Source organism: Bosea sp. 29B (genome assembly GCF_902506165.1).
GTDB lineage: Bacteria > Pseudomonadota > Alphaproteobacteria > Rhizobiales > Beijerinckiaceae > Allobosea.
This window is the reverse complement of sequence record NZ_LR733817.1, coordinates 1,091,624-1,108,415: the sequence shown is the minus strand read 5'-3', so window position 1 is coordinate 1,108,415 and position 16,792 is coordinate 1,091,624. Positions and strand designations below refer to the sequence as shown.

Annotated in this window: 16 protein-coding genes; 3 read left to right on the top strand and 13 right to left on the bottom strand. The window is 66.9% G+C overall.

The window, feature by feature from the left end:
* Positions 1–7: 7 nt before the first annotated feature.
* The 5 genes from GV161_RS05360 to dnaG form a co-directional block, all read right to left on the bottom strand.
* Positions 8–2,104 (bottom strand): terminase gpA endonuclease subunit, encoded by a 2,097-nt coding sequence (locus tag GV161_RS05360; protein ID WP_152015683.1) that lies wholly within the window; start codon positions 2,102–2,104, stop codon positions 8–10.
* Positions 2,105–2,110: 6 nt separating this feature from the next.
* On the bottom strand, positions 2,111–2,680 hold the full coding sequence (locus GV161_RS05355) for a hypothetical protein (protein WP_152015684.1): 570 nt from the start codon (positions 2,678–2,680) through the stop codon (positions 2,111–2,113).
* Positions 2,681–2,854: 174 nt separating this feature from the next.
* Positions 2,855–3,523 carry a hypothetical protein gene (locus GV161_RS05350; RefSeq protein ID WP_152015685.1) on the bottom strand — a complete coding sequence of 223 codons (669 nt, stop codon included), beginning with the start codon at positions 3,521–3,523 and terminating at the stop codon, positions 2,855–2,857.
* A gap of 111 nt (positions 3,524–3,634) precedes the next feature.
* Positions 3,635–4,441: a hypothetical protein gene (locus GV161_RS05345; protein ID WP_152015686.1), complete on the bottom strand. Its 807-nt coding sequence runs from the start codon at positions 4,439–4,441 to the stop codon at positions 3,635–3,637.
* 347 nt (positions 4,442–4,788) lie between these two features.
* Complete coding sequence (gene dnaG, locus GV161_RS05340) at positions 4,789–7,614, bottom strand: DNA primase (RefSeq protein WP_152015687.1); 2,826 nt, start codon at positions 7,612–7,614, stop codon at positions 4,789–4,791.
* A 77-nt stretch (positions 7,615–7,691) separates the two neighbouring features.
* On the opposite strand from dnaG, the gene GV161_RS05335 reads away from it, so the two are divergent.
* Both GV161_RS05335 and GV161_RS05330 read left to right on the top strand, forming a co-directional pair.
* Positions 7,692–7,931, top strand: a complete 240-nt coding sequence (locus GV161_RS05335; RefSeq protein WP_152015688.1) for a type II toxin-antitoxin system RelE/ParE family toxin — start codon at positions 7,692–7,694, stop codon at positions 7,929–7,931.
* Between the two features lie 12 nt (positions 7,932–7,943).
* The gene (locus GV161_RS05330) at positions 7,944–8,321 is read left to right on the top strand and encodes a helix-turn-helix transcriptional regulator (RefSeq protein WP_152015689.1); all 378 of its coding nucleotides are present in this window, start codon (positions 7,944–7,946) and stop codon (positions 8,319–8,321) included.
* A gap of 2 nt (positions 8,322–8,323) precedes the next feature.
* On the opposite strand, the gene GV161_RS05325 is transcribed toward GV161_RS05330, so the two are convergent.
* From GV161_RS05325 to GV161_RS05290, 8 genes are read right to left on the bottom strand one after another with little or no spacing between them, the layout of a single operon-like run.
* Positions 8,324–10,873: a DNA methyltransferase gene (locus tag GV161_RS05325; protein WP_244624165.1), complete on the bottom strand. Its 2,550-nt coding sequence runs from the start codon at positions 10,871–10,873 to the stop codon at positions 8,324–8,326.
* Complete coding sequence (locus GV161_RS05320; RefSeq protein WP_152015690.1) at positions 10,870–12,951, bottom strand: DNA cytosine methyltransferase; 2,082 nt, start codon at positions 12,949–12,951, stop codon at positions 10,870–10,872. The genes GV161_RS05325 and GV161_RS05320 overlap by 4 nt, the downstream gene beginning before the upstream one ends.
* On the bottom strand, positions 12,951–13,124 hold the full coding sequence (locus tag GV161_RS05315; protein ID WP_159650160.1) for a hypothetical protein: 174 nt from the start codon (positions 13,122–13,124) through the stop codon (positions 12,951–12,953). Before GV161_RS05315 ends, GV161_RS05320 begins: the two co-directional genes overlap by 1 nt.
* A complete protein-coding gene (locus GV161_RS05310) occupies positions 13,125–13,325 on the bottom strand; it encodes a hypothetical protein (protein WP_152015691.1) in 201 nt (66 codons plus the stop codon). It abuts the gene before it with no gap.
* Positions 13,322–13,969 carry a sigma factor-like helix-turn-helix DNA-binding protein gene (locus GV161_RS05305; protein ID WP_152015692.1) on the bottom strand — a complete coding sequence of 216 codons (648 nt, stop codon included), beginning with the start codon at positions 13,967–13,969 and terminating at the stop codon, positions 13,322–13,324. The genes GV161_RS05310 and GV161_RS05305 overlap by 4 nt, the downstream gene beginning before the upstream one ends.
* The gene (locus tag GV161_RS05300; protein WP_152015693.1) at positions 13,966–14,229 is read right to left on the bottom strand and encodes a hypothetical protein; all 264 of its coding nucleotides are present in this window, start codon (positions 14,227–14,229) and stop codon (positions 13,966–13,968) included. Before GV161_RS05300 ends, GV161_RS05305 begins: the two co-directional genes overlap by 4 nt.
* Entirely contained in the window at positions 14,226–14,936 is a 711-nt protein-coding gene (locus GV161_RS05295; protein WP_159650159.1) for a GcrA family cell cycle regulator, read from the bottom strand. Before GV161_RS05295 ends, GV161_RS05300 begins: the two co-directional genes overlap by 4 nt.
* A gap of 4 nt (positions 14,937–14,940) precedes the next feature.
* The gene (locus GV161_RS05290; RefSeq protein WP_159650158.1) at positions 14,941–15,432 is read right to left on the bottom strand and encodes a hypothetical protein; all 492 of its coding nucleotides are present in this window, start codon (positions 15,430–15,432) and stop codon (positions 14,941–14,943) included.
* 307 nt (positions 15,433–15,739) lie between these two features.
* Here GV161_RS05290 and GV161_RS05285 point away from each other — a divergent pair, with 307 nt between their 5' ends.
* Entirely contained in the window at positions 15,740–16,660 is a 921-nt protein-coding gene (locus tag GV161_RS05285) for an XRE family transcriptional regulator (protein WP_152015695.1), read from the top strand.
* The last annotated feature ends 132 nt before the right edge of the window (positions 16,661–16,792 follow it).

The window sequence follows — 16,792 nt, the reverse complement described above, 5'->3', positions numbered from 1 at the left end:
GCCATCATCAGTCCTGTGCGTTGTTGAGCGCGGCGAGCCGCGCGAACATGTCGTTCTGAGGCTTCGCCGGCGCGGCCGATGCCGGTGGCGGAACCCCGTCGAAGAGATCGGCGACGCCTTCCGGCGGCGCCAGGCGCTCGCGCCATTTCGCCCATTGAACCGGGCCCATGGTGTCGAGGCCGAGCTGCCAGGCGAGGGCGCGGCAGCCGACGACGATGTCGAGCGCTTCGTTTGCCCAGCCGGCCCGCTTCACCCAGATCCGGTGATCGCCCGGCTTCTCATGAAGCTTGCGCCGGGCATTGCCCTTGGCCTCCTGCGCTGGGTCGATGCAGACCTCGGCAGTGAGTTGGCGGCAGTAAGCCTCGTCGACGATCTCCTTTGGCAGCCGCAGCGTGCCGGGGAGCCAGGCTCCGCCTTCCAGCGGCCCCGCCACGAACTGGCGCAGGCCCCGATAGACCGTGTGCTTCAGGTCGAAGACGCCTGTCGGATAGACGATCGCCTTCGACAGAACGCGGCCGTATTTGTCCTTGATCGGCAGCCGCTTTGGCGTGCCGACGATCGGCGCGGTCTTCTTCTCCGCACCCTCAAGAACCAAGAGCCTGTGGCCGCGGCCTGCTGCGATCGAACGAACCCAATTCGACCAGTTCGACCCGTCGATGCCCCAGCGCGCGACCTCGAGTATGCCGCCGGTCATCGCCGGCCAGGTCCTGGCGAGCAGTTCGTCTATGCCGGCGAGGGCTTCGACCGTCTCCGGCGCGAACGGAATGATGCCGCGGTCTAGCAGCACGCCCTGCGCCAGCGGACCCCAGGTCCAGACGCCCCATTCGAGGCGGTCGCCCTGCAGGTCGATCATGCCAGTCGCCAGCGGATGATCTGCGGTAGCGATCCGCGCCCTGATCTCCTCGCGGGCGGCATGCAGCTTCTCATGCTCGACTTCGCCGGCGCCATCTTCCCATGCGCGGCCGAGCGTCTGCTGCGTGAAGACCTTGAGCAGGACCGGCGAGGCCTTGGCCTTCTCCCAGCCTTCCCAGATCGATTGCCAAGTCTCCGCCGGCGAATAGGCCGTCCAGAGCTCATAGCTCGGTTCGAACTCGCGGCAGCGGCCCTCTTTCGGGGCGCAGCGATAGCGGTCCATCTGGGCCGGTTCGATAACGTCGGGCACCGCAGCCGGCTCGGCCTCAGGATCGTCAATCGAGGGAATCTGCCGGGTCGATATCCACTCGCCTTTCGCCAGCATCTCGGCCTTGTGACGCTCCTCGATCATGCCTCCGCAGGAGAGGCAGGCGAAGTGCGACAGAAAGGCGGTCGATTCCGACGGGGGCTGTAGCGCATCCTCCGTCAGGATCTGATAGGCGCCGCATTCCGGATGCGGGCACGGCACATAGCGCCGTCGGCGGTCGCCCTCTTCATAGGCTGCCGTGATCCGGCAGGTCGCCTTGTGGCCGGGCGTCCCGGAGACGAGGCGCTTGAGGTTTTGCGTATAGGCTTTCTGGCGGGCCTTGCCCTGCTCCAGCGGATCGCCTCGGCCATCCGTATCATAGGGATAGCCGGTGACCTCTTCGGCAATCAGGTACTTGACCGAGATCATCTGCAGGCCCTTCGACGAAGAGGCCGTGACGATTTGGTTGAACCCGCCGGCGAAGCGTTTGAAGGCGCTGGTCGACGCCGCTTCGTCGCGCTGATTTTCCTTCTTGACCCGCAGTCGCAGCTCCGGGCTGGCGTCAATGGTCGGCTGCAGCTTGACCCGGTTATACTTGATCGCTTCGTCCATCGACGGAAGCATGGTCAGCATCGGGCCGGCTGCGCGGTCGACGATGAAGGCGAACCAGTTGACGCCGACCTCGGTCTTCGCGGTCTGCGCCGCCCATTTCAGCGTGACTTGGCGCGCTGGGTGATCCGGATGCAGGCAGTCCTGCGGCTCGCGGACATGCGGCATCCGGTCGGTGCGCCAGTCTCCCGGCCAGGGCGAGCCGGATTCCGGCGAGACCTTGCGATAGCGATCGACGTATTCCGAGACCGTCAGATCCTCGACCGGCTCCGCTTTGCGGAAGAGCGCGGTCAGGAGCAGGCGGCCGGCGCGCGTCGCGACGGCTTCAGCCAGCATGTGACCTCATGTGGCGGACGGGCCGACCTCCGGCGGCAGGACGTCCTCGAGTGACCTGCGGAACGCCGCCAGCGTGCTGCGCTTCAGCTCGCGCAGGCCGGGGCGGATGTAGCGGGCTTCCGACCTGGTGCGCCGGGCGATATCGTCGACCGCATCGCTCTCGCCCTTGTCGAGCGCCGCAGAGAAGGCGGCGATGGCCGCCTCGGCAGCCTTCACCACGTCGGCGACGGGAACAACCTCGCCGCGCTCTAAGGCGCGCTTCTCTTCCTCGCGCTCCAGCTCGATCTCGTCGAGCCGGAGCTGAACTTCACCGCGGCGCTCCTTATGGGAGGAGACCTTGACCGCAGCCTTGTAAGGTTCGTCGCTGCCGCGCTCGACGCGAATATTGATCTGGCGATGCTCCAGCAGAGCATCGACATCGATCAGAGTTTCGCGCCCCTCGCGGCGCGGCTTGAACTCCGACGCATAGCGCGTGACGTACCGGGACAGGGTCGAGCGGTCGACCTTCTGGCGCTCCGCTGTCGAGACGATTTCCGCCGCCTTCGATACGGAAACGAAGCGTGCACCCGTGCTCACGCCTGTGCATTCCCGTGCATCGCTTCACGCGTCCCGGCAACTAGCGAAATCCCGCGGGTCAATGAACCCGCTGCCGGGGGGATGCCGGGGAAGGACCCGTGAAACACTTTTCGGGTTGCGTGAAACATTCCGAGCGTGCGGGTCGCGAGGCAGGCGAGGCGAGGGCGCATCAGGTCAGCGCGATCGGCCCGCGCGCAGCGCCCGCATGTAGTGGCCACGCGCCGCGCGCTGCGCCATGGACTTCACGTCCAGCCCCTCGACGACAACCCAGAGCTGGTGCGCCATCTCTGCGGGAAGCTCGGCAGCCACCCGGTTGAACTCGGCTTGCGAGCGGCGATCAATGAACGCCATCGGTACCATCACCCCGGCCACCGACCGGAAGCCCTGACGCCTGCCTTTGCCGACGCCGTAGACGATCCTGCCATTCAAGGTACCCCGGCGCTTCGCCGCGTTTCCGGGCTGAGAGCTGGGCCTGCCTGTCTTGCCCTGGAATGCGATGGGCAGATGCTCTTCGCCCTGGACCCAATCGTTCGGCACGACACCGACTTTGATCCCCTTGTAGGTCTGGAACGTCGGGAATTCCTTGAGGTTGATGGTGCCGCGCGCCACGATGCCGTAGCTCGCCGGGCCTTCCATCCCCCCCCTGATCTTGCGGCGCACCTCGCGAAGCTTGACGCCGAGCATGTCGCGCACGGCGCGGGTCATCAGGCCACGGGCCTTTTCGCCCTTGCGCTTGACGGCGCGACGGATCGCGATCGGGGCCCGCTGTCCGGCGGCGGCATAGAGGTTGCCGAGGTCGCCGAACTGCCGCCCGTCGCACCGCAACAGCACCGGACCGATCAAGCGCGCCTCCATGAAAAACGCCGCCTCGGTGCGAACCGGGCGGCGTCTTGCGATCTGATGAACCGTCACTGGTCTATGTCAAATTCCAGTCGCAGCGCAATCGGGGACGCATCACGACGCAACACGATTTTCCCAAGGCCGCGCCAGCCGCTGCGCCGGCTCCACGACATGGCCGGTCAACACGCCCGGCGCGCCGAGCGTCCGGCGGACCTCGTCGAGCGCCGCAAACCATACCTCGTATTCGGCCCGGTCGACGGCCGCGAGCATCGGATCGGGTGTCAGCGTCATTTTCTTGTAGGCATCATGCCAGGGCCGGCGCGACTTAGGATTGAAGCCGTCGACCTCGCGTTCGAACGATGTCACCCCCTCGGTCACCACCACCTTGCGGAACCAAGCCGGCTTGCCGTTGGTGCCGAGCACGAAGCTGCCGACCGGCGCCTTCGCCTGCCAGTCCGGGGCGCTGCGCATGATCGCATGATGGCGCACCAGCTCGGCCGGGCGCTGGCGAAAGCGCACGCGGCCCTTGCCGTCGGTCAGCAGGATGCGCCCGCGCGCCCGCCCGACGCAGTCGGCGATATCGGCAGCGGACAGGTTCATGTCGGCGAGTGGATTCCAGTCATCGGGAAAGCCGACTTCCCAATGGTCGAGGGCCGAGATCGCATCATGGGCGGCGAGAGCATCCGGATCGGGCGGGCCGCAGTCGATCGCGATGGGCAGCACGCCATATTGGTTCGGGCGGCCGTCGCTGACCATCTCGGCCAGCAGCTCGCCCTGTTGCGAGACGGCATCCCAGCCGCCGGCATAGCCGCTCGCCCCGCCGCCGCTGCGCCCGCCGAGCATGACCGGCTCACGCCCCGCCTTCGGTAGCTCCTCGACATAGGCCCAGGACAGGAAGGCCTCGATCCCGATGATTTTCATTTGCGCCGCTCCATTGGCAAACCTGTCAAACCTTTGAAGAGAAGAGGAAGGAAGGTTTGACAGGCCAAGCCCTTGAAAATGCTGGATTTGGTAAACCTGCCAGACCTGACAAAACCATTTCCGGCCCCGCCGGCTGACTACTTGGCCCGCGAGAGCGGGAACGAAGCGATTTTTACGCCCCGGTTGCGCTGCCGCTGACACACACGCCGCGCATGCGCGCGGACCCCTCAAAAAGGTCTGACAGGTTTGACAGGTCTGCCAGAGCCTTTGTTTTCAAGAGCTTGGCGTGGCCAACCTTATCGCGCTGGCAAACCTCAAGGTCTGCCAAGAGGCGCGGAAAAGGCGATTCACCCCTTCCATCCCGCTCCCTCTCGCGTCTCGGGTTCTTGCGGCCACGACACGGGCTGTTGCAGCGCGGCTTCGAAAGCGGCGCGGCAGTCGTCGAGCGGCGGCATCAGCCAGTGCCAGACGCGTTTCGTTTCGCTGGGGGTTTCGTCAGTGCACTGGCGTTTGTCGGCGATACCCGGGACGAGCTTCTGCAGCTTCATCCCTAGCTCGGTATCGGCGGCCTTGCGTTTGATACCGATCCGGTCGGCTGTGGCGATATAGTCATCGGCGAGCCAGCTCTTTGGGATCGCCGGCAACCAGTTATCGCATTTCGTCGTCGTTGTGCCCGACATGAGCCGGCCGAACCACCAGCTTTCGACCGATGACAGCGAGCGGATCTTCTGTTCGAGCAGCGCGTCGGTGCGCGGGATCGAGCGCAGTTCGACGGATGAGAGGTCGAAGGCGAGGAGATCGGCCAGCAGGGCCTGGCGCCCGCCTTGGTCGAGCTGCTCGTCCATCTCTCGGAAATAGTCGAAGTTCTCTTTGACGGTGTCGCCGACGTCGAAGACGGCGAAGCGGCGCTCGTCCATGCCGGCCGGCACCACCCAATCCTCATTCGAAGTCATCAGGATCCGCACATAGTTGACCAGCCGGATCGGATCGATGCCCTTGGCCTCGATCATCTGCCAGCGCGAGGTGATCAGTCCCTTCAGCCGGCCCTCTGCCGCCTTGTCGCCGGCCCAGACGGCTTCTTCGGCCTGCAGCAGCAGGCAGGCCGCCATATGGGCGTTGAACTGGCCGGTGATGTAACGGGGATCGTCGACCTGAAAGTGATGGTCTTCGATCAGCGAGCCGATGACCTCGCCGGGCTTGGTCTTGCCGGTGCCCATCTTGCCACGCAGCACCACGGCCGTCCCGACGCGCTCGCGCGGGCGCTGCACCAGATGGGCGAACCACGCCCAGAGCCAGGTGAAGCGCTCCTTGTTGCTGCCGCAGACATTGGCGAGCAGATGATCCTTGAAGATCGCGTAGGAGCCGGCGCCGGCCTTCGGCTCGACGGCAAAGCCCCGCCAGAGATTGAGATAGCCCGGCGTGCCCGGCGCGTTCTCCGGATCGGGATGGAACTCGATGCCGTCGAAGCTGCGGCGGTTCCTGTCGCGCAGCCAGCGATCGGCATAGGTCACGGTCTTGAGCTTGCCGTCACCGCTCAGGACCTGCGTCACGCGGTTGAGATAGAGCGCGCGAAAAGCGTCGAGGCCGAGCACGCGGACGCGGTCCTCGACCGGCGCTTTCGCCTGCTCGCGCACGATGACCGCCTTGGAGCCCATCAGGACGAGCGCCCATTCGCGGTTCAGCTTCTCGGTGTCATACCCCCATGCGGCGGCCTGCACCGTGCCGGCGGCCTCTTCACCCGATTCATCCCGGTCTCTCCCGCGCTTCGCTTTCGCGCCCTTGTCGGGAGCCTTGCCCTTGCCGCCATCGAGCAGCTTCAGCACCGGCAGCTTCGCCGCCTTCAGCCGCTGATTCAGTTCATTGCGATAGGCGTCGGCGACGTCGATATCGCCGATCGCGTCGACACGTCCGCGCACCGCCTTGACCAGCGCGGCCTTGCGCTCCGGCCGGTCGAGCGGGCCGGCCTCCGCCAGCATGCGCTCCCATGCCATATCGATGAAGGGAACGGCCGCTGCGGCGATCCGTTGCAGCGCCGCCAGCGCCCAGCCTGCGCCCAGCGTGGCGGCATCCTCTTCTCTGGCATAGCCCGGCCGGGCCACCCAGCCCGCCGCCAGCCGCAGCGCCCGCGCCACGATATCGGCCGGGTCGCGCCCGCCATCGAGCTGCGCGAAGGCGAGGGAGGACAGTGCCCCAAGGCGCGGCCATGCCAGGTCCACTACCTTGCCGGCGGCGCGCTGGCCGGCGGTGTCGCCGTCGAGCATGACGATCGGCGCCGGCGCGACCCGCCAGGCGGTTTCGAGATGCGCCTCGGTGATCGCGGTACCGAGCGGCGCGACCGCCTCGGTCCATCCGGCCTGATCCATCAGGACGACGTCGAGATAGCCCTCGACGATGGCGAGCCGGCCGGAGCCGAGCGCCTCCGGCCGGGCGCGATGCAGGTTGTAGAGCGTCGCGCCCTTGTCGAAGGCGGCCGTCTCCGGCCCGTTGAGGTACTTCGCCGCCTTGTCGTCGGGCGCGAGAGCCCGGCCGCCAAAGGAGACGAGCCGGCCCGAACCGTCATGGATCGGGAACATGATCCGGTCGCGGAAACGAGCATAAGCGCTGCGGCCGGGCTCATCAGGCTGCGCCAGCACGCCGGCGGCAAGCATGGCGGCGTCGTCGAAGCCTTTGGCGCGCATCGCCTTCAGGAAGGCGCTGCCGTCGGCCGGCGCATAGCCGAGGCCAAAGCGCTCGATGGAAAGCGGCGCGACCACACGTCCGGCCAGGAACTGCCGCGCCTGTTCGCTCTCGCTGAGGGCGCGCTGGTAGAACGCCTGCGCGGCGGCGAGCGTCGCGGCGATATCGCGCCGTTGCTCCGCCTTGGCCTTCGCCTCCGGTGTCAGCTCCGGCAGCTGCAAGCCCGCGCGTTCGGCGAGGATGTCGACGGATTCGACGAAGCTGACGCCCTTCGTCTCCATCACGAAGGCGAAGACGTCGCCATTGCGGCCGGAGGAGAAGTCGAACCAGCGCTCCTTGCTGTCGTTGACGAAGAAGGACGGCGTTTTCTCGGCTGAGAAGGGCGACAGGCCCTTATATTCCTTGCCCGCCTTGGCGAGCTTGACCTTGTCGCCGACCACCTGAGAGACAGGCAGGCGCGCTTTGATCTCGTCGAGGAATCTCTGTTCGAAGGCCATTCCGGTTAGCTGCCTTAGTATCTCGAAATGAGATATTCAGCCTTGACTGAATTATCTCTATATGAGATATAGAGGGCATGAAGACGGTCACCTACACCTCTGCCGCCCTTGCCGATCTGGCCAAGCACCGCAACCGGGCCGCCAAGATCATGGACAAGGTCGAGCGCTACGCGGCTGATGGCCTCGGCAACGTCAAGCAGCTCACCGGCTCGCCGGCCAAGCGCCTGCGGGTCGGTGATTTCCGAGTGATCTTCGAGGAGACCGCCACCACCATCACCGTCTCGCGCATCGCCCCGCGCGGCGGTATCTATGACTGAGGAGAGACCGCGATGAACGCCATCCCGCATGCGACCGTGACCACCCCCGGCGGCGAGGAGCTCGTGCTCGTGCCCCGCGCCGTCTTCGATGCGATGCAGGACCGCTTCGACGCAGCTGCCCATGCCGAGAGCATGGCCGCCGTCGCGCGCGGCGAGCAGGAGCTGCTTAGCGCCGAAGAGGTCCGCGCCGCGCTCCTCGAGGCGACCCCGCTCGCCTTCTGGCGCAAGAAGCGCGGCCTGACACAGACCACGCTCGCGGCGCAGGTCGGCATCAAGCAGGGCTTCCTGTCGGAGGTCGAAGCCGGCAAGAAGATGGGTGACCCGCAGCTCTATCGCCGCCTCGCCGGGGCGCTGCGCGTCCGCATGGAAGACCTGGTGCCGGAGGGCTGACGTCACGCCGCCGCTCCCTCGGCCGGGAGCCAGCCTTCCGCCGCGCCGAGGTCGAACAGCGTCGCAGTCGCCATCTTGCGCTGCGTCGCCTCCAGCACCTTGACGCCGTCGAGGAAGTAGCCGGGGTTGAGCTCGGCCGCGCGCCCGCGCCGGCCGGCCAGCAGCGCCCGCATCGGCACGGTGAAGAGCCCGCCGAACGGATCGAAGACGAGTTCGCCCGGCTCGCTCCAGCGCTGGATGCAGCGATCGACAATGTCGAACTGGAGCGGGCAGACATGCTGCTCTCGGCCCTTCGCCGCCTGCTCGGTGTTGAGCGTCAGCATGCGGTTGACGTCGCACCAGACGTCTTCGCGGTTCGTGCCGGGCATCAGCGCCATGTAGATCGAGGGCAGGCGCTGGCGGGCCTCCAGCGCCTCGCCGATCTTGAGATGCGTCTCGAAATCGTAGATGCGGCCGGCGCTGGCCTCGCGGAAGACCTTGGGCAGCAGCTTGGGGTCGATCGCCATCAGCTCCTGCGGCGTCAGCAGGCGGTTGCCGGAGGAGCGCCAGCGCGCATGCGCGTCGAGCTGCCAGCGCGCGAGACTGTAATCCTCGATCCGCTTCTGCACGGGATCGTCGGCATAGCCCTTGCTGCGGTCGCTCTGGACCTTGCGGAACAGCAGCACGAATTCAGGCGAGCCGACGCCCATCTTCGTGCCGTCCTTGCGCATCTCGGTATAGCCGAGGCGATAGGTCTGGTTGTTCTCGCGGACCACGTCGGTGTCGACATAGATCAGGCCGAGATAGGCGAGCCCGTGCCGGCGGTAATGGGCGATACAGTCGGCATGGAACGGGTTCACCGTCGGGAAGCCCAGGCCGGTGACGTTGCCGAACAGGATCCTGTCCTTGACGTGGATGCAGGCGAGCCGGCCTGGCTTCAGGATCCTGATCAGCTCCGGCGTCAGATGGTCCATCTGCGCGAAGAAGTGGCCGTCATTGTCGGTGTGGCCGAAGTCGTTATAGCTCGGCGTGTACTCATAGTGGTTGCTGAACGGGATCGAGGTCACGATGAGGTCGACCGAGTTTTCTGGCATGCTGCGCGCCTCCAGCACGCAGTCATTGTTGGCGACCTGCCAGCCTTCACCGGTCGCCTCGATCCGTTCGACCCCGATCGACCGTGTCAGCTCGGCCGTGAAGTTGAGCGGGTCGAGCCCGTATTCTCTGATGATGTCGGACATGGTTGCGACGAGCCTGTCGTGTTCGGCCCATTTCGCCATGAGGTCGCGCACCACCTCGCGTTCGGATTCCGCGTGGATGATGTCGATCTCGACGGTATGGGTCTGGAGGAAGCGGGCGATGCGGTGGATCGCCTGGATGAAGTCGTTGAACTTGTGCGAGACGCCGACGAACACGGCCTTGTGGCAGTGGCGCTGGAAGTTGCAGCCGGAGCCGGCGATCACCGGCTTTGCCGCCAGCAGCCGGAACTTGCCGTCCGAGAAGTCGACGATCGTCTGCTCGCGGGCGTCGAGGTCCTGCGTGCCGTAGACGCTGCGCACGCCCGGCAGGGCTTTCTCGATCGCCCGGCGCTCATCCTCGAGGTCGTGCCAGATGATCCGGTGTGCGGCCGGGTCGGCGGCGACGATCTGCGCCATCCGGGCGATGCGCGCCGGCAGAGTGTCGCGTCGCTCCTTCGCCTCCTGCATCAGGCCCCGCGCGCCGTCGCGGAACAGGATGCCCTGGCCGTCGCGCTCTTCGCCAGCATCGGCAAGGTTCGTCTCGACCTCGTGCCAGGTCACGTTGAGCGGCGGCAGGGCATAGCCCTCGTCGCTATGGCCGAGATCGGAGGGCCGCTGCACGAAGCAGGCCCAGCTGTTCACCCAAAGCCAGAACTCGCGTTCCTTGTGCGGATAGAGGGTGAGGTTACCGGCGCTCTCGCTGTCGCGCTGGAAGTAACGGGTCAGCGCCTGGCCGGTGTCCATCACGCCGAGGAAACCGGCATAGTGGATCAGCTCTTTGGTCCGGTTCGGCGAAGGCGTCGCCGTCGCGACGAAGCGGAAACGCACGCCGGCGAACAGCGCCAGGAAGGTCTGGAAGGTCTTGCTGCCATAGCTGCGCAGCACGCTTGCCTCGTCGAGGCTGGCGACATCGAACAGCGCCGGGTCGAGCTTGCCGTCGCGCACGATCTCGTAGTTCGTCAGGTATAGGCCGGGCCCGTCGATTTCGTCGCTGCGCCGAATGAAGCGGACATTCAGGCCGAGCGTCGCCGCGTCGCGGCGGAACTCCTGGCGCACGCCGAGCGGCAGCACGATCAGCCCGCGCCCGGCCTTGCCCTCCAGCGCGAACAGCTTGGCGAGCACCAGCGCGACGCTCTGCAGCTGGATGAAGGTCTTGCCGAGGCCGAAGGCGCAGAAGATCGCGCGCCGGCCGCCACGCACGGCCCAGCGCACGATGTCGCGCTGATGCGGCTTCAGCAGTGGATGCATCTCGCCGTCGTCGACATCGAAGCCGATGGCCGGCGCCATCCTGATCTTCGCCTCGAGGAAGGCGCGGTAGGGGTCAGCGTGCGCGTTCACTCCGCCGCCTCCATGAAGAACGGGAGCGGCGCGGCCGGCCTGCCGGGACGCTTGCGCTCACGCGGCTGGTAGTTGGCGGCGACCAGGTCGCGCGCCTCGGTCGGGCAGACGGCGTTGCCGCACATGTGCCCTTGCTGCTCGAGTGTGAACTCGATCACCGACCCGTCGGCGTTGATCCCGTGGTCGATGATGTAATCCGGCGGGAAGCCGTTGGCGGTGTAGCGCTCGCGCGGCGTCAGCATCCGCATGCAGATGTCGACCAGCACGAAGGTCGCGTCGTCGAGATCGACCGTCACGAACTCGCGCTCGTCCCAGCAGCCATGCTCGCGCAGGAAGGCCGCAACAACCCGCGCACGCTCCTGATGCTCCGGCCCGAAGGGCGGCGCCATGGCAGTCGCGTTCAACAGACCGAAGCGGTCCCGCACCGTGTCGGTGCGCAATGGCGCATCGGCCTGCGCGGCATCCTTCTCCGAGCCGTAATAGACCGTCATCATCGGCAGCGAGACGACGGCGTTATGCTGCCCGCCCGATGAATCGGTCAGCCCCGGTGAATCGGCGCTGGCGTCGCGCCTGTCGCTGCCACGCAGCGAAACCATCGACGCTGCGACCAGCCCCTGCGTGCAGCCCTTGTTGACGATCGTCGAGACCGGCTTCTCGACATCGTGTCCGATCAGACCGGTATTGTGCTGGGCGATGAACGCCGCCACCACGCCGGCCTTGCCGTCGCCGCCGGCCGTGATGGTGCCGACCGGCTCGTCGGCGCCGGAGCCGACGGAATTGCCGAACTGGCGCGTCAGGTGCACGACGGCAACGCTGCCCTCGTTCGCGTCGGGAACGATGGTCGGTCCAGGCTGATCTGCCGAAGCCGTGCGCGGCTCCTGTCCCGGCCGTTCGCCGTAGCGCGGCACCAGATAGGGCGCGACGACCGTGTTCTGATCCTTCGGCGAGGCGGTGATCGTCTGGATTGGCGCCTCGGACGGCCGCAGCCCGCCGCCCTGCTGCGCATAGGCGACGAAGGGCGCGACGATGCCGAGCGGCGCTGCGCCGCCACCATGCGTCTCGCTGGAATGCGCCGTGATGGTATGCACCGGCTCGTCGGCGCGGTGCCCCACGGCCCCGGTCCGGAACTTGGTCACGAAGGGCGTCACCAGCGCATCGTCGCGCTTGCCGGTCAGCGCCGTCAGCGGCACGTCGAGATCCCGGTCGCGGGCCTCGTCTCGGCCGGTATGGTTGACCTTGATGACGAAGGGCTTCGCCGCCTTCAGCACATAGCGCTCGACGCCCTTGGCCACCCGCGCCATCGTTTTCGGCGCCAGTGGCCGCTTGGCCGTCAGGCCGAGCTTGGCCTTGATCTGCGCGGCGCTGTCGAAGATCGACGGAATCGGCCGCGACCAGTCGATGCATTCCGCGATCGTCACCCAGGGCTTGAGTTCCCCGGCGGCGATCCGGACGGCATCGGCGGGCAGGTTCGGATTGCCGAAGCGAGCCGGCGGCCAGACGATTGGCTCGCCGTCGCGCCGCATCATCACGTAGAGCCGCTTGCGGATCGTGCCGGAGCCGGACCACCAGGCACGCCGCTCGCGCCATTCGACGATATAGCCGAGTGCACGCCATGCTTCGACGAAGGCCTTGAATGTCTCGCCCTTGCGCTTGGGGCAGCGCTTGCCGTTCGGCAGCAGCGGGCCCCAGTCGACATACTCCTCGACATTTTCGAGGCCGATGACGCGCGGACGCTGCCATTTCGGCAGGGCCTTGATCCAGCCATAGATCGCCCAGCCGATGCCGCGCGTCGTCGTCTCGCCGTCGCGGCGCGGCGCCGCGCCCTTCGCCTTGCTATGGTCGGTGCAATCGGGCGACATCCACAGGAAGCCGATCGGCTGCCCCTGGCACATGCCGACGGCGTCGACCGTCGCCACGTCCTGCAGCATGTGCCGCGTGTTCGGATGGTTCGCCCGGTGCATGGCGAGCGCGATGCGGTCATGGTTCACGGCGATGTCGGGCGAGCGGCCGAGCGCCATCTCGATCCCGGTGGACGCCCCGCCGCCGCCGGCGAAGGAATCGACGATCAGCTCACGCATCACTCGACCCCGTGCAGGAGAACGCTGACGGCGACGCCGACATAGACCAGCGCGATCGGCCACCAGATCCAGCGCACCGGTTCCGCTAAGATGCCGGCCGGGCGCAGGCCGCAGGCGCGCTCGATGCAGGTCAGCACGGCGGACAGACAGGCGGCGAAGACCGCGAGGCGCATTCACTCCTCCTCTTCGATCGCTTCGCGCAATTCGAGCGCGGTCATGCCTTCCGGCACGTTCTGTAGGAAGCGCAGGATGGTGTTGCGGGTGGCGGCGAGCCGGCCGGCCGAGACGCTGCGATGCGCCGCCGAACTCTCCATGATCGCGCCGTCGCCGCTGCCGGCCGCGACCTCGACGGCGTCCGTTACCTCGCCGGTCATGACGCGGTGGCCCCGATCTCGATCCGCTCGATCTTGCCGGCATAGGTTCGGCCCTCGCCGAAGCGGATCAGGTCGGCGAGGGCGTAGAGGTTCGTCGCCTCGGGCGAGGGCGGCAGCCGGCCGCCGTCGATCCATTCGGCGGCGCGCCCCAGGAAGATGGCGGCGCGATCCGGCGAGCCGGCCAGCACCAGCGTCATCGCATAGGCGACGACATTGGCGAGCGGCCCGGCGGCGGCGCGGCGCTCGCCGAGCGTCTCCGGCTCCGGTTCGGCGCGGTTCACCGTGGCGGCGAGCAGCAGCCCGTCTTCGTCCTGGCGGATCAGACCGCCCTTGCGCAGTCGCAGGATCGCCTCGCGGGCGATCGGTGCCGGCGCCCCACAACGCAGGATCGCCAGGCGGCGCGGCACGCCGCTGCCGCCGGCCAGCTCGATCATCGTCAGCAGGCGGTCGGTCAGGCTGCCCTGCCGCGTGGTGCGCGGGGCGGGCGGCAGATCGCCTGCCTTGCGCAGACGGTGAATCGTGGTGCTGACCGTGCCCTCGGAGACGGCGAGCTTCCGCGCGATCTCGGCATAAGTCAGGGGAGTTTGTTCGCTGGCCTTGACCAGATCGCAGATGCGCTCAGAAATCGTCTCGCCCGTGCTCACTGGCCTCTCCCGATCGGTGACATGGCGAAGGTGAAGCCGGGGCAAGCGGCGAGGTGCTTGAACACATGGCTGGCATAGGCGAGCGCTTCGGCCTGGCGGCGGGCCTCGCCGACGCTCAGGCGGTAAATCTCGGGCCGATCGGCTGATTGCGTGCTGGCGCGCGCGGCCTGCAGCTCCAGCTGATTGATCGCGACCAGCTCGGTATTGGCGGCGGCCAGGAGCCGCGCCGCGACCTCGTCGAAAGAAAGCGGTCCCGTCATGTGAAGGCTCCGGTGCGGCCGGCGGCAGTGAACTTGGCGGAGTTGGCGGCGCGCTCCTGCACGGTGCGGCCCTGGCGGGCGTCCGGAATGAGCGGACGGCAGGCGGCGCAATAGCTGCGACCGGCCTCGGACGGCTCGCCGCAGAACAGGCCGGTCCGCGCGAAGTCGCCCCAGAGCGGCATGCGGCAATGGTGCGCGCGCAGGTCCTGCAGGCTGACGGCGTTCGGCCCGGCCGGCTTCGGCCAGCCTTTTGGCGTGGTCAGTCTTGCCGGCGCATTGTCGATCGCGTCGTCGATCAGCGATTGCACCTCGTCGCGCTTTGCGGCTTGTGGAACGCGGACGATCAGACGCTCGGGAACACCGATGTCGTCGGATACGACCTTCGACTTGCCGGCGCCGCGCCTGTGAACCACGGAGGCCGCCCCTGTCGGCGCCGGCCCGGTCTTGCGGGCGGCTTCGATCGCTTCGACCAGCGGCATCTCCGCCGTGTCGGATGGCATGTGCATTCCGGCGGGCCCGGGCCCGGGCTCGACCGGCACGGCCTGCCCGGTGAAACGGATGCCGAGGCGATTGGCCTTGCCGAGTACGGCCGAGCGCGAGGTGCCGAGCCTGATCGCGACATCGGCGGCGGTATGGCCGGCCGCCGCCATCAGCGTCAGCAACTCGATCTTGGCTTTCGACCAGCCATCCCCAGCCTGCCGCGCCATCGGCTCAGCCTTCAACGGCGCGGAGCGCGGGGCCCCCGGCGCGAACCGAAGCGAGGTTGCGGCGCATGTCGCCGACCGCGGCGTCGAGCGCCCGGGCGGAACGGTCGATCCGCTCGGCTTCGGCGGGCGTGATCTTGCCATCTGCGAGCGCCAGCGCCATCGACGTGGCGAGCTCGGCCGTCTGGCGCAGTACCTCGGCATTGTCGCGGATCAGGCAGGTCGCTTCGCTGACCGCGGCGACGTCGTCGGAAAGGCGCCGGCCCTGCAGATCGGCCATCGCTTCGGTGATGATCGGCATGCCGATCTCGGCTTCCAGCGCCAGCGCTGCCGGAATCGGGATGATCCCTTCATCGGTGACGCTCTGCCAGCGCGACGCCTCGGTCTTCGACGACAGCGTGATTTCGCCGGCTCGCACCACGCCGCCGGCGCGGACGATGGCGTCTCGTGTCGCCGCCTTGATGCGGAAGAACCAGGCGTCCGAAATGGCGCGGGACATGGGGGCAAAGCTCCGCTGTCAACGGGAAAGCGCGTCGGGCTTTCCCATGTTGGGAAGAGGTTTCGGCTGGCAGTGTCGCGTCCGTCAGATCACGGCGGAGGCAACCAGTGACTCAGAGCAACGAACGGCATCAGGCGACCCTCGCTTCGGCCATGTCGGGGACGGTCTCGCGGCTGCGCCGGCGCGGCGCCTCCGGCTCTACCGTAGGGTCGGGCCGCGGCACATCAGCCGGCCAAGCGGTTTCGGCCGGCCAGTTGGCGGAGAACCACCAAAGCGCGCGGTCGCTTCGCTTTAGGGTCGGCGACGAATGACCGCGCTCCAGATCGACAAGGAGCTTGGATTCGTCGAAGGCCCGGCGCCCCGCGACCGAGAGCGAAACACTCTCGGCCGCGCAATAGGCGCGCGCTACCAGCAGGAGTTGGTCAGTGAGGGTCAGCATGACGGCGCGACGGTATGCGGAAATTTACCCTCGCGTCAAGGGGTGGATTTCCGCGCCGACAGAAAGGGTGAAACGGGGTATTTTCCCCGCATGACCGACAACCCACTCGGCGAGCGCATCAAGCAGCGGCTGGAGCTGCTTGGGAAGACTGCGACAGGCGCGTCGCTGGAGATAAGCCAGAACAAGGACCTGCTGCGCGACATCATCAATGGCCGCACCAGGAACCCGCGCACCGATACAATGCAGAAAGTCTCCCTCGTGCTTGAATGCACGGTGGAATGGCTGATGTACGGCGATGGCGAGCCGACGCCGCCGCTTTTGGAAGGCCGGCCGAAGCCTAATGCGCGCTTGACGGATATTGATCTGCCGGCTCGCGGCACGCTAGTTAGAGACATCGAGGTTCGCGGTACGATTGCAGGCTCGATGGGCGGCGCGTTCCAGTTCGAAGGTGGCGTAGTGGACTATGTGGCTAGGCCTCCCGGGCTGATCACCGCGAAAGGCATCTACGCGCTGTATGTCGAGGGCAATTCGATGTTCCCGGCCCACCCCGAGGGCGAACTCCGCTTTATCAGCGCATTCAAGCCGCCGCGGATCGGAGACACGGTCGCAGTCACCGCGCGTTACATGCCAGACGGCCCGGTCGAAAGCTTCATCAAGACCTATGTGAAGAAGACGCCGACCAAGCTTATAGTTGAGCAGCTGAACCCTAAGAACACGATCGAGTTTGATCTCAATTACGTGGTCAGCGTGCATAAAGTGCTGACAGTGAACGAACTTTTCGGGATCTAGGGCGAGGGCACCATGGTCGCGTTTCTTGGCATCATCTTTTTGCTGGCCTCTTCTCTGTCTTTGAATTGCTGCAGACCTGGCGCCCCGGCGCAACCGTCTTTCAGCAGATCTCGGTCAGGCTCGACCTTGGGC